The organism is Prevotella aurantiaca (assembly GCF_015262605.1).
Classification (GTDB): Bacteria; Bacteroidota; Bacteroidia; order Bacteroidales; family Bacteroidaceae; genus Prevotella; species Prevotella aurantiaca.
The window spans coordinates 24,811-37,209 of the sequence record NZ_JABZSJ010000021.1 but is presented as its reverse complement, the minus strand read 5'-3'; the positions used below and the strand labels follow the sequence as shown (position 1 = coordinate 37,209).

The following is a 12,399-nucleotide window of genomic DNA, read 5'->3' as shown; positions in this document are numbered from 1 at the left end:
AGGATAATATACTATGAATCAGAGGAATATTAGGTTTTTAAGGGGGGACTAAATAATATTATTGGAATAAAAATCCTGACAAGCACTCGTTTAAGTTGCGTGCCAGGATACGTATTAAACCTTTTCAATCGTTATATTTTACAGATAATTCCTTCTTCAGTATTGCGAATAAATTCAACAATATTGCGAATTTCAGGAGAGTCTGGCACCTGTTCGTCCACTTGTTTACAAGCATCAAAGACTGATGTCTGCCCGTGGAAAATAAGTCGATAGGCATTTGCAATATGTTTAATCACTTTTTCGTCGATATTCATTTCTCTACAAATTGTAGTATTCACACCAGCGTAGGCAATAGGAGTACCTCCCGCTATGATATAAGGGGGAATATCACGAGCAAAAGTAGTTCCAGCTTGTATTACGGCAGCTGTTCCAACACGTGTTTTTGCCTTCTGAATAACACTAGACGAGAAGATTGCACGATCAGCAATTTCACAATCACCTGCAATTTTGGCACCATAACTAAATATACAATTGTTGCCAACTTTTGTATCGTGGCTGATGTGAACACCTTCGATGAGGAAATTGTTAGAGCCAATAACTGTTTTACAACCACGATGGGTGGCACGATTGATAACAACATTTTCTCTAATAATATTGTTATCGCCGATGACACATTCGCTCTTTTCACCAACGAAATTAAAATCTTGTGGCAATGCACTTATAACACTGCATTGGTGTATTTTGTTTTCGTTACCTATTCGGCTACCATTCAGAATACTAACAAATGGAAATAAAACACAATTGTCACCAATTACCACATCGTCTTCAATGTAAACGAATGGAAATATCTTGCAGCCGTTGCCTATTTTGGCTTTTGGAGAAACCTCGGCTTTTTGACTAATATCACTATTCATACTTTAAAAATGTGTATTTAGAAAACTTATTTTGAGCCACCTCCAAGCGCATAGTAGAGGTTTACGATGGCTTGCAATTTAGAGAATTGGTCTTGAACTTGAGATATTTCTGCATTCAGTAAGTTCTGTTGTGCAGTAATTACTTCAAGATAAGAGCTTGAACTTTGGCTATACAACATTTGAGTTTGCTCTACATTTTTCTTTAAGATTTCAATTTGTTGGCTGTAAAGCATATCTTTCTCAACAGCAGCGTTGTATGCGACAAGTGCATTACTAACTTCTGAACCAGCAGTTAAAATGCTGTTTTGCCACTTGTTGTATGCTATTTTATATTGGTCTTCAGCTACACGCAGTCCAGCTTTTAGCTTTCCTTGCATGAAAACAGGTTGTGTTAGACTTGCAATAGCATTAAAAAGTAATTGTGCAGGATTTACCATTCCGTTTCCGTTGCTCCATCCACCTGTACCTGTAATAGTTAAAGAAGGATAGAAACGACCACGCGCTTGGTTGACATTATAAAAACATTGAGCTAATGCCATTTCGTTAGCATGTACGTCAGCGCGATTACTTAGGATTTCAACACCTATACCGCCAGAAAAATTTGAAGGTAGCTTTTGATTTTCTAATGCACCTCGAGCAATGCTATGTACTGGTTCGCCCATAAGTAGACTTAATAAATTTTCTACTTCACGAATTTGCTTTTTTATATCAGTAGCTCGTGTTTGAACACTGTAATAAGCCGACTGTGCACTCTGTACACTTGTAGAACGAGCTCTGCCGAAGTCCATTTGTAATTGCATCATGTCCCATGTACTCTTCGTTAGAGTAGCCATATCGGTTACAATTTGATTCTGACGATCAAGCATTAATAAGGTGTAATATAGATTTGCAACATTACAAATAAGTTTTGTCTGTACTGCCACCTTATAATCTTGCATCTGAATCATTGCCATTTGCGATGCTTTTTTAGCATTACGGAGTTTGCCGAATAGATCTATTTCCCAACTGGCTGCTATTGGCAATGTGTACGATTTAGTAGCTTCAACGTGCGAACCAAAGTGTGTAATCGTACCTTGTGGACTAAGAGCAACCGAAGGAAGGAATGCCAACTTCGCAGAACCGAGTTGTTGCTCTGCTATATCTACGTTAAGTGCAGCATTAAGAAGGTCAGGATTGTTTGTTAAAGTCTTCTCAATAATTGCCTGCAAATTAGGGTCGGAAAATACATCACGCCATGGAAGCTGGCCAAAGTCGTTTGCTCCCTCCAATGTTGTTTTATCGTTGACAGGGTCACGTACGATACCATCAGATTTAACTTCAGGGCGTTCGTATGTTCCATATAGGCTCTTGCAACCTGTCAAAGACAATGTTGCAAGACCTAAAATGATAATATTTCTTATTTTCATAACTATCTTACTTCATTAATAAACTTTACTCTTCTACCTCGTACGTCTCAGCAGGACCACCAAGAAATTGTTTCAATTCTTTTGCTACTTGTTTGTTTTCTTCGTCTTCGAACGACATAGGTTTAATCTTTTCCTGTAAATATTGGAAGATAACAAAGAGCGAAGGAACAATAAATACTTGGCATAATGTACCAATAAACATACCACCTACGGCAGCAGCACCTAGAGTTTGGTTACCATTCTTGCCCACACCACTTGCAAACATCAATGGTAACAATCCAATAACCATTGCAAGAGACGTCATAAGAATAGGACGTAAACGTGCACCGGCCCCAAGAATAGCTGCATATTTAATAGCCATACCTGTACGGCGGCGTTCCAATGCAAACTCTACGATCAAGATGGCATTCTTCGCCAACAGACCAATCAACATGATTAGCGAAATCTGCATATAGATATCGTTGTTGTGCCCGAATATCATTGTAAAGAGGAAAGCTCCTGCCAAACCGAATGGAATAGATAATACAACAGCCAATGGAAGAAGATAACTTTCGTATTGTGCACTAAGAATAAGATACACAAAAATCAAACACAGAGCAAAGATAATGGCTGTCGAGTTAGATGATTCTTGTTCTGAACGAGTAAGACCAGAGAATTCGTAAGTATATCCTGCTGGAAGTTTCTGCTGAGCAACTTCTTCAACAGCTTTAATAGCATCACCTGAAGAATATCCTTCAGCAGCTTGAGCAGTAACTGTGATAGATGTAAATAGGTTAAAACGTGCTATGTTTGAAGGTCCATACACACGTTTCAATGTACAGAATTCACCTACAGGTGCCATTCCTCCTTTAGTTCTTACATATATATTGCTCAGTCCGCTTTCATGAATACGACTTTCCACTGTTCCTTGTATCATTACACGGTACAGCTTACCATAAGCATTGAAGTTTGATGCGTACATACCTCCGTAATAACCTTGCAATACAGAAAGAATTGCAGCAGGTGAAGTTCCAGCTTGTTTAGCCTTTGCCACGTCTATATCTACCATATATTGTGGGTAATTAGGGTTGTACGAAGTCATAGCCTTGCCGATTTCAGGACGTTCGCCCAATGCTTTCAGATAATCTTGAGTAATGTTGAAAAACTTATTCAAGTCGCCACCAGTACGGTCTTGCATTGAAATACTCAAACCATTTGACATAGAAAAGCCAGGTACCATAGGAGGTCCAAATGCTAATACATGCGCTCCCTTGATGCTTGCAGTTTGTTTGTAAATCATACCCAATATCATGTTAGAAGATGTTGGATCAATAAATAAACCTGCAATGCCAGCACCATTAAATACAGACTTAATACGATCGAATAAGCTATGTTTTCTTTCTTTGAATGGTTTTAGCTTGAGAATGAAAGTTGCTTGGTCTGATCCTTGACCTGCGATGAAGTTGTAACCAATGATTTGAACACGATTTTCAATGTATGGATTGGTCTTGAACATCTTGTCAATTTGTTCAGTTACTTTACGTGTTTCAGTTTGTGACATACCTGGTTCCAATGAAACAGTAGCGAAAAGTACGCCTGTATCTTCGTCAGGGACAAGTCCTGTTTTGGTAGTTGCCATTGTAATAACCAAGGCAACGATACCTATAACAACTGAAACGCCAGCTACCATTCGATTGTTGATAATCTTTTCAACCGACTTTTTATACTTTGTATTTATCTTTTCGTACTGGGTATTGAATGCAAGATGGAAGCGGTCGATACGACTTAGTTTCTTGTTCTCTTCCTCGTTGTGCGGTTTTAGGAAAATAGCACATAAAGCGGGAGAGAGTGTTAAGGCGTTCAAAGCAGATATAATGATAGACACTGCCATTGTAACACCGAACTCACGATAGAAAGTACCTGATGTTCCGCTCATGAAAGAAACAGGAACGAAAACAGCCGCCATTACCAATGTAATAGAAATAATAGCTCCTGAGATTTCATTCATAGCATCAATAGCTGCTGTTAGTGAACTTTTATAACCCAAATCGAGCTTTGCGTGGACTGCTTCAACCACCACAATGGCATCATCAACCACAATGGCGATCGCCAATAAAAGGGCAGAAAGGGTAAGTAAGTTGATAGAGAAGCCAAACATCCATAAGAAGAAGAAAGAACCTATCAATGCTACTGGCACAGCAATCATTGGAATCAATGTTGAGCGGAGATCTTGTAAGAAGACATAAACCACAAGGAAAACCAATGCCAAAGTCAAGAAGAGCGTGAAGATAACCTCTTCCATAGATGCAAATAAGAAATCTGTTGCATCTTGCTGTATTTTAACTTTCATTCCTGGAGGCATACTCTTTTCTGCTTCTGCAAGTGCAGCCTTTACGTCTTTTGCTATTTGTGTAGCATTTGAACCTGCAATTTGCTGAACCATGCCAACCACGGCAGGCTTCTCATTGTTCAGCATTGATACTGAATACATCAAGCCTCCAAGTTTGACATCGGCTACATCGCGTAGATGAAGAGTCTGTCCGTTGTTGTTAGTTGATATGATAATGTCGCCATATTCCTTCTCCGTCTTGAGTCGTCCCTTATAGCGCATGGTATATTCGTACTTCATATTGCTTTGTTCACCGAACGAACCTGGCGCTGCTTCAATATTTTGTTCTGCTAATGCACCTGAAATATCGTTTGGTACAAGACCATATTGCTTCATCTTTTCAGGCTTCAACCATATACGCATAGAGTATGTCTTCATACCAGGATTCTGTACATCGCCTACACCATTGATACGTTTTAGCAATGGAATAATATTGATGGCGTTGTAGTTTGTGAGGAATTCGTCGTCGTAACGACCATCGTCAGTTGTTAACGAATACATCACAACGTTCGAGTTCTGACGTTTCGAGACGGTTACACCTGCACGCGTTACTTCCGCTGGTAGTAGAGCTTGTGCTTGAGAAACACGGTTTTGTACATTTACAGCTGCCATATTAGGGTCAGAACCTTGCTTAAAGTATACTGTAATCATCGCACTACCAGCGTTGGAAGCTGTAGATTGAATGTACGTCATGTTCTCAACACCATTGATACTCTCTTCCAATGGAGTAACTACGGAGTTCAATACTGTTTGTGCGTCGGCTCCTTGATAATTTGCCATAACCGTAATAGTTGGTGGCGCAATATCAGGGTACTGTTCAATTGGTAACGAAATCATTCCAATCGTACCTAAAAGTACGAAGAAAATAGACACTACCGTTGAAAGTACAGGGCGCTTTATAAAATTAGAAATTGTCATAATCCTTTAGTTTTACAGTCTATTTCTTCTTGTCGTCGCCTGTCATTGCTTTTAAGAAACCTTTTGCTGAGCTTTGATTTTCGCCAAGTTTTGCAGCTTCTTTTAGGGCTTCTTCATATTGTGCAGGGGTTAAAGCTTTTATTTCCATACCATCTTGCAATGATGCTACACCCTTTGAAACGATTCTGTCGCCAATTTTCAAGCCAGAAGTAACTACATAATTCACACCGTCATTGTCTGAATTAATTTTTATTTCAGTGTAGTGTACCTTTCCATTATCGTCAAGTTTATAAACGAAAACCTTGTCTTGAACTTGCACAGTAGCTTCCTGAGGAATAACTAAAGCGTTGTTATTGCTCTTTGCGATTACGATTTTACCACTTCCTCCGCTCTTTAATAAGTGTTCAGGATTAGGGAAATGTGCAATAACGCTTATAGTACCTGTTGTTGCATCAATCATTCCGCTGGTCTTAACTATAACTCCCTCGTGATTGTAAATAGAGCCATCAACAAGCTGAAGGCTTACTTTTGGGAACTTATTGATAGCGTTTCCTAAGCTACGATCGGCACGCGAGAGTGTAAGAACGTCTGCCTCAGTCATAGAGAAGAACACTTCCATTGTTGAGATATTACTAACGGTTGTAACAGGCATTGCCGATGATGGGCTTACCAATGCACCTTCTTTATATGGTAGGCTACCTACAAAGCCGCTTGTCGGACTCTTTACGTAGCAGAAGCTAAGATTATCCTTTGCTGATGCCAAGCCTGCTTGTGCTTGTTTCAAGGCTGCTTCTGCTTGTTTAACACCTGAATGAGCTGCTTGAACGCTACTTTTTGCTTGATTTACGGCAGCCTGTGCTGTTTCGTAAGTGTTTTTTGCGCTCTGCATTTCGTATTCACCTATTACCTTATTACTATATAAATTCTTGCTGTTACTATAGGTAAGTTGTGCTGTTGCAGCCTGCGCTTGTGCTGAAGTTAACGCAGCCTGTGCCTGAACTACTGTAGCTTGCGCACGGCTAATGCCACTTTGAGCTGAAGCTACACTTGCTTCAGCCTGACGAACTGCCGCCTGATATGTAGAGTTATCAACAACAAACAAAACCTGTCCTGCACGAACAGCCTCTCCTTCGTGTACGTAAAGTTTTGTAATGAAACCGCTTACTTTTGGACGAACTTCCACATCCTGAATACCTTTAATAGTGGCTGGATATGTAGTTTTCATCTGTGCATTTGCTGCACCAATAGTAATCACAGGGTATTCGTTGTTTTTAGGTAAATCACGACTACCACCTCCACAACTTGAAAGCACTGTTATAGCTAATGCTGCCAACAGTAAAAACTTACTTTTAATCATACTTCTCTCTGTATTTTATTATCTTTTCTTGTTTTATTTCCTATCTAAATGATGCTCCTTAAATACGATTCTTTTTTGAAAACTCAAATTAATAAATGAGTTTTTGTATTACAAAGGTAATGCTTTTCGTTTAATAGTAGCATTGTATAGTTGTATTATTTAACAATTATTATATTCAAATTGAAATCTTAAAATGCCCTTGCATATCTCAATTTTCAATTTTTAGAATATAATATATTAACATTTAGGCTTATCAAGATGTTGTAAATTATAAGTTTAAAACCTTAAACTAAGCCCATTTCTGCTGCTTTTTCTTTTAGTAAATCCATTAGTGGTTCACGTTCATTTGGCACTTGATTGTCTAAAACAGCTTCCTTAAGTGCTTTCTTTAGTTCGCCTACTTCACGGCTGGGCTTAAGGTTGAACATTGTCATAATCTCATCGCCATCGATGCATGGTTGTAGTAATCGCTTGTAATCTCGTTCTTTTAGGTCGTCTAACTTCTCACGAACAATTTTGAAGTTGTCTAAGAATCGTTGTTTGCGAGCAGCATTTTTGCTGGTAATATCGGCCTCGCATAGCGTCATTAGGTCGTCAATATCTTCTCCAGCATCGTTCATTAAGCGACGAACAGCAGAGTCAGTAACTTCCTCATCGGCTATAATGATAGGTCGCATATGTAAGTCTACCAACTTACGAACATACTTCATCTTTGCATCCATTGGGAATTTAAGTCGCTTAAAGATGGTTGATATCATCTTTGCGCCTATTATATTGTGGCTGTGGAAGGTCCAACCAGCAACAGGGTCCCAACGCTTGCTCTTCGGCTTACCTATGTCGTGGAACAGTGCAGCCCACCGCAACCAAACATTGTCGGTTGCCTTTGATATGTTGTCGAGCACCTCTAATGTGTGGAAAAAGTTGTTCTTGTGCGCCTTGCCGTTGCGTGTTTCTACCAAATCCATAGCAACGAGTTCAGGCAAAATAATGTGAAGCAATCCAGAACGATACAAATCAATGAATCCTTTGCTCGGTGTAGATGTTGCCATTATCTTATTTAGTTCGTCAGCAATACGTTCTCCACTTACAATCTTTATGCGGTTTGCGTTACGTTCTAATGCTTCGAAGGTTTCGTCTTCAATGAAAAAGTTCAGTTGCGTAGCAAATCTTACACACCGCATCATACGCAGTGGGTCGTCCGAAAAAGTAATGTCGGGGTCTAACGGAGTGCGAATAATGCCGTCCCAAAGGTCTTCTACACCGCCGAATGGGTCTATCAATTCTCCAAAACGACTTTTGTTCAGGCACACTGCCATTGCATTTATGGTAAAGTCGCGTCGGTTTTGGTCGTCTTCCAGCGTGCCGTCTTCCACAATAGGCTTACGGCTGTCGTGGCTGTAGCTTTCCTTGCGTGCGCCGACAAACTCCACTTCCATACCGCCAAATTTCACTTGTGCTGTGCCAAAGTTGTGGAAAACCGATATATGCGCCCGCTTTCCTATCGTCTTTTTCAGTTCGTTGGCAACGCTGATACCGCTCCCCACCACCACGACGTCAATATCGTTAGAGGGTCGTTCAAGGAATAGGTCGCGGACATAACCGCCCACAACATAACATTCCAAGCCGAGTTTGTCGGCTGCATCAGAGATTTTATGAAATATATCCTTGTCTATCAGCTTTGCCAATTCGGCATCAGTCAAGTCTCGCATACTATATTTAACTATTTGATAATGCAAAGTTACAAATTTCTAGCTTAGTATTTGCACAATTCAAAGCATATTTAATACTGAAATAAACTTTTCTTTTCATATTGTTTAAAGCTGTCAATATAATAGTTTTTGTACCTCTATTTTCTTAAAAACAATGGGTTTTGCTGTTGTAAGCATCAGCAGAATGATATTCTATAAATTTTTGTTGGTGTTATGAAATAGACAGTTTGTATATAAAGTAATAGATATTTTTCGCTTTTATGGTTCGTATTTATTGTTCTGAAATCCAGTAAAAAGCGTAATAAAATTAACACGAATGATTCGTGTGAAATAGAGAATTAGAAAGTAACAAAAATAAGATGATTTTGTAAAATAGATTATATTGCTATGCGAAAGAGCCACTTTTACTGACCAAAAGAGCCTGTTTTGCCATGCAAAACAGGCTCTTTTGGTAGTTGCTTGAACTCTCTTTACGTTGAAAAAATAGCTAAAGTAGGTTGAAAGAGTACTTGTTTTGCACTACAAACACAGTGCTTTTATTGCACATAGCTACCCTATAAGTTCGTAATAGGTTGCCTTTCAGTAACTAAAAGATGCACATGAAAAGAGCAAGAATTTGAATAAAACTTTGCAGTAATGCAGAAAAGTGGCCGTAAATCCGGTGTTGAGTCTTACAAATTTAACAGAAAAGATGCTGTTTTAATATTTGTTTGCAAATGAAATATGAGAGCTAAAAAACTCTCATATCGTTTAATAAGATGCTGAACAAGGTATTCCTAAGGCCTTCACCCGCTCACAGATGGTATCAAGTTCAAGCTTTGTTGCTTTCTCAAGGTTCGGGTCTGGTGTTTCGCGAGCAATTGTATAAATCATTACTTCGCGTGGGGCGATGTTCTTAACAGCATCAAGCCACGGAGCAATGAAACTCTCTTTCACGTTATTAACGTCGATTCCGTCTTGTGAAATGCCTTTTAAGAACATCGTTTGAACAATAAGTTTGCCGTTAAAAGCTTTCATTTCCTCTACAATTTTACTTGCTTTGTACGATGGAATAGTAGGCCGGTCAACCTTGTTGATGTATTCGTCGTCGATGGTATCAAGCTTAAGAATGTTGTTATCTACCTTCTTTAGTGCTTCGTGCACCTTTGGTCGGTGAATAAAAGTTGCATTGCTAAGTACCGAAACCTTTGCGTTAGGACAGTATTGGTTGCGTAGTCGAATAGTGTCGTCGATGATTTCAGCAAACTGAGGATTGGCTGTCGGTTCGCCATTGCCAGCAAAGGTGAGCACGTCAGGCATTTGGTTGTCGGCTTTCATGGCTATTAACTTGTCTTCAAGCTTACTTGCTACCTCCTGGAGAGTAGGGAAAGGAGACTTTGTGCGATGGTCTTTGTTGAATCCACATTCACAATAAATGCAATCGAAAGAGCAAATTTTGCCATCGTTCGGCATAAGGTTGATACCGAGCGATATGCCGAGACGGCGGCTTTTCACGGGCCCAAAGATGGGCGATTCGTAAATGATGGTACTCATTGTATTATCTTCTTGTTTGGTCAGCAAAGTTACATCTTTTCATTTAGAAATGGGAATGGGCATGTTGGATTTTTCATTACGTATGTAAATAAAGCATAAATTCTTTTGCCATTACCTTATTTTACAGTATCTTTGCAATCAACTTTGGTGTATTATTCCAAATTTATAACAGATGGCGAAAAGACATAAAAAGATTGAAAAGCCTCGTAGCTTGCAAGTAATAACACTCTGTATAAGTACGGCAATGGTACTTATACTTATCGGAATGGTGGTTTTGACAGTGTTTACAGGTCGCAACCTCAGTCAGTTTGTAAAAGAAAATCTGACAATAACGATGATTCTTCAACCTGATATGAGCAATGAAGAGAGTGCTACACTTTGCGAACGAGTAGACCAATTGCACTATATCAGTAACTTAAACTTTATTAGTAAGGAAGAAGCTTTGAAAGAAGGAACACGCGAATTGGGGGCTAATCCTGCTGAATTTGTTGGTGAAAACCCATTCACCGCGGAAATAGAGGTGCAATTAAAGGCTAATTATGCAAACAATGACTCTATCAAAGAGATAGCAGCACAATTGAAAACCTTTAAAGGTGTCAGCGATGTTACCTACCGAAAAGACTTGGTGGAAAGTGTAAACCGAACGTTGGGTAAGATAAGTATAGTGCTTTTGATTATTGCAGCCTTACTGACTGTCGTGTCTTTCTCGCTTATTAACAACACCATACGTTTGAGCATGTATGCTCGTCGATTCACCATTCACACCATGAAACTTGTTGGAGCATCGTGGAACTTCATACGAATGCCATTCCTACGCACAGCTGTTTTGCAGGGTTTTATATCTGCATTAATTGCTATCGTTGTGCTTGGATCCGGCATGTACCTATTATATAACTATGATCCAGAGATTGCTGTGGTGTTGGATGTAAATGTATTGCTGATTACGGGAGCCATTATGCTGGCGTTTGGCATAATCATTACCTTCTTCTGTTCATGGCTTTCGGTGAATAAATTCTTGCGAATGAAAGCAAGTTCGCTCTATAAAATCTAAAACATAAGGTATCTTTAGGAATGTTGCTGTGAAATAAAGAGGTGGCATTTCATAATTAATAACGAAATGAATAAAAAGAATTTAGCATTTAGCAAAATCAATTTCATATTGTTGGCTATCAGTGTTGCCATCGTAGTGCTTGGATTTATATTGATGAGTGGAAGCGGTTCTACAGAGACACAATATAATCCTGAAATATTCAGCGCAATGCGAATAAAGGTCGCTCCGGTAGTTACTTTCATAGGATTTGTTTCTATTATCGGCGCCATTATGTATCAACCAAAGCATAAAGACGAAACAGAAGAATAATGGACTTAATTCAAACGATTATTATCGCCATTGTTGAAGGCTTAACAGAGTTTCTACCTGTGTCTTCAACAGGCCACATGATAATAACTCAACACTTGTTGGGCGTAGAGCAGGGAAATCCTTTTGTTCATGCCTTTACGTTCATCATACAGTTTGGAGCTATTCTTTCAGTAGTCTGTTTGTATTGGAAGAAGTTCTTTTCTTTTAAGCCTGAGATGTGGAAACTGTATGGATTGCTCATAATTGGTGTGCTACCAGCTGTTGTTGTAGGCCTAGCTGCGAAGAAAAGTGGTTTGCTCGACTGGCTGTTAGACTCTATTTGGGTGGTAGCTATAACACTTGTGGTAGGTGGAATCTTTATGCTTTTCTGCGATAATCTCTTTAATAAGGGTAAAGAAGAGAACGAAATAACGCCTAAACGTGCGTTTCTTATTGGTTTGTTTCAATGTCTTTCGGTTATACCAGGTATGAGTCGTTCCATGTCTACCATTGTTGGTGGTATGGCAAATAAGCTTACGCGCCAGAAAGCAGCAGAGTTTTCGTTCTTCCTTGCCGTACCAACGATGGCTGGTGCAACCATTCTTGATGTGTATGATATGATGAAAGGCGACGTAAATTGGGCTACAAGCGACAACCTTTTCTTGTTAGGTGTTGGTTGTCTGGTATCTTTTGTGGTTGCTATATTTGCCATGAAATGGTTTGTAAGCTTCCTTACGAAATATGGTTTTAAAGCTTTTGGCTGGTATCGCATCATTGTTGGTGTTATACTTTTAGCGATGTTGCTCTCTGGGGTGTCGCTGAATATGGTTGATTAACGATTATCCTTTCAGACAG

The 12,399-nt window shown here is 39.3% G+C and carries 9 protein-coding genes; 3 read left to right on the top strand and 6 right to left on the bottom strand.

Going from position 1 to position 12,399, the window contains the following annotated elements; translation table 11 throughout:
• Positions 1-131 precede the first annotated feature (131 nt).
• The 6 genes from lpxA to HXN26_RS05325 all read right to left on the bottom strand — a co-directional run bounded on the left by lpxA (position 132) and on the right by HXN26_RS05325 (position 10,205).
• Positions 132-914 (bottom strand): acyl-ACP--UDP-N-acetylglucosamine O-acyltransferase, encoded by a 783-nt coding sequence (gene lpxA, locus HXN26_RS05350; RefSeq protein ID WP_273159354.1) that lies wholly within the window; start codon positions 912-914, stop codon positions 132-134.
• A 26-nt stretch (positions 915-940) separates the two neighbouring features.
• Positions 941-2,320: an efflux transporter outer membrane subunit gene (locus HXN26_RS05345; protein ID WP_273159353.1), complete on the bottom strand. Its 1,380-nt coding sequence runs from the start codon at positions 2,318-2,320 to the stop codon at positions 941-943.
• 25 nt (positions 2,321-2,345) lie between these two features.
• Entirely contained in the window at positions 2,346-5,606 is a 3,261-nt protein-coding gene (locus tag HXN26_RS05340; protein ID WP_273159352.1) for an efflux RND transporter permease subunit, read from the bottom strand.
• Positions 5,607-5,625: 19 nt separating this feature from the next.
• Entirely contained in the window at positions 5,626-6,963 is a 1,338-nt protein-coding gene (locus tag HXN26_RS05335; RefSeq protein WP_273159350.1) for an efflux RND transporter periplasmic adaptor subunit, read from the bottom strand.
• A gap of 284 nt (positions 6,964-7,247) precedes the next feature.
• Positions 7,248-8,672 carry a CCA tRNA nucleotidyltransferase gene (locus HXN26_RS05330; protein ID WP_025000990.1) on the bottom strand — a complete coding sequence of 475 codons (1,425 nt, stop codon included), beginning with the start codon at positions 8,670-8,672 and terminating at the stop codon, positions 7,248-7,250.
• A 750-nt stretch (positions 8,673-9,422) separates the two neighbouring features.
• Positions 9,423-10,205, bottom strand: coding sequence for a radical SAM protein (locus tag HXN26_RS05325; RefSeq protein ID WP_025000991.1), 783 nt, complete (start codon positions 10,203-10,205; stop codon positions 9,423-9,425).
• A 172-nt stretch (positions 10,206-10,377) separates the two neighbouring features.
• On the opposite strand from HXN26_RS05325, the gene HXN26_RS05320 reads away from it, so the two are divergent.
• From HXN26_RS05320 to HXN26_RS05310, 3 genes are all read left to right on the top strand, one after another.
• A complete protein-coding gene (locus tag HXN26_RS05320) occupies positions 10,378-11,256 on the top strand; it encodes a cell division protein FtsX (protein ID WP_025000992.1) in 879 nt (292 codons plus the stop codon).
• Between the two features lie 66 nt (positions 11,257-11,322).
• Positions 11,323-11,565, top strand: a complete 243-nt coding sequence (locus tag HXN26_RS05315) for a DUF3098 domain-containing protein (protein ID WP_025000993.1) — start codon at positions 11,323-11,325, stop codon at positions 11,563-11,565.
• Positions 11,565-12,380: an undecaprenyl-diphosphate phosphatase gene (locus tag HXN26_RS05310; RefSeq protein ID WP_273159346.1), complete on the top strand. Its 816-nt coding sequence runs from the start codon at positions 11,565-11,567 to the stop codon at positions 12,378-12,380. The genes HXN26_RS05315 and HXN26_RS05310 overlap by 1 nt, the downstream gene beginning before the upstream one ends.
• The last annotated feature ends 19 nt before the right edge of the window (positions 12,381-12,399 follow it).

What these genes read in the sequence shown, in the direction of transcription:
- lpxA (WP_273159354.1), bottom strand. Translation starts at nt 914, where the DNA reads ATGAATAGTGATATTAGTCAAAAAGCCGAGGTTTCTCCAAAAGCCAAA.
- HXN26_RS05345 (WP_273159353.1), bottom strand. Translation starts at nt 2,320, where the DNA reads ATGAAAATAAGAAATATTATCATTTTAGGTCTTGCAACATTGTCTTTG.
- HXN26_RS05340 (WP_273159352.1), bottom strand. Translation starts at nt 5,606, where the DNA reads ATGACAATTTCTAATTTTATAAAGCGCCCTGTACTTTCAACGGTAGTG.
- HXN26_RS05335 (WP_273159350.1), bottom strand. Translation starts at nt 6,963, where the DNA reads ATGATTAAAAGTAAGTTTTTACTGTTGGCAGCATTAGCTATAACAGTG.
- HXN26_RS05330 (WP_025000990.1), bottom strand. Translation starts at nt 8,672, where the DNA reads ATGCGAGACTTGACTGATGCCGAATTGGCAAAGCTGATAGACAAGGAT.
- HXN26_RS05325 (WP_025000991.1), bottom strand. Translation starts at nt 10,205, where the DNA reads ATGAGTACCATCATTTACGAATCGCCCATCTTTGGGCCCGTGAAAAGC.
- HXN26_RS05320 (WP_025000992.1), top strand. Translation starts at nt 10,378, where the DNA reads ATGGCGAAAAGACATAAAAAGATTGAAAAGCCTCGTAGCTTGCAAGTA.
- HXN26_RS05315 (WP_025000993.1), top strand. Translation starts at nt 11,323, where the DNA reads ATGAATAAAAAGAATTTAGCATTTAGCAAAATCAATTTCATATTGTTG.
- HXN26_RS05310 (WP_273159346.1), top strand. Translation starts at nt 11,565, where the DNA reads ATGGACTTAATTCAAACGATTATTATCGCCATTGTTGAAGGCTTAACA.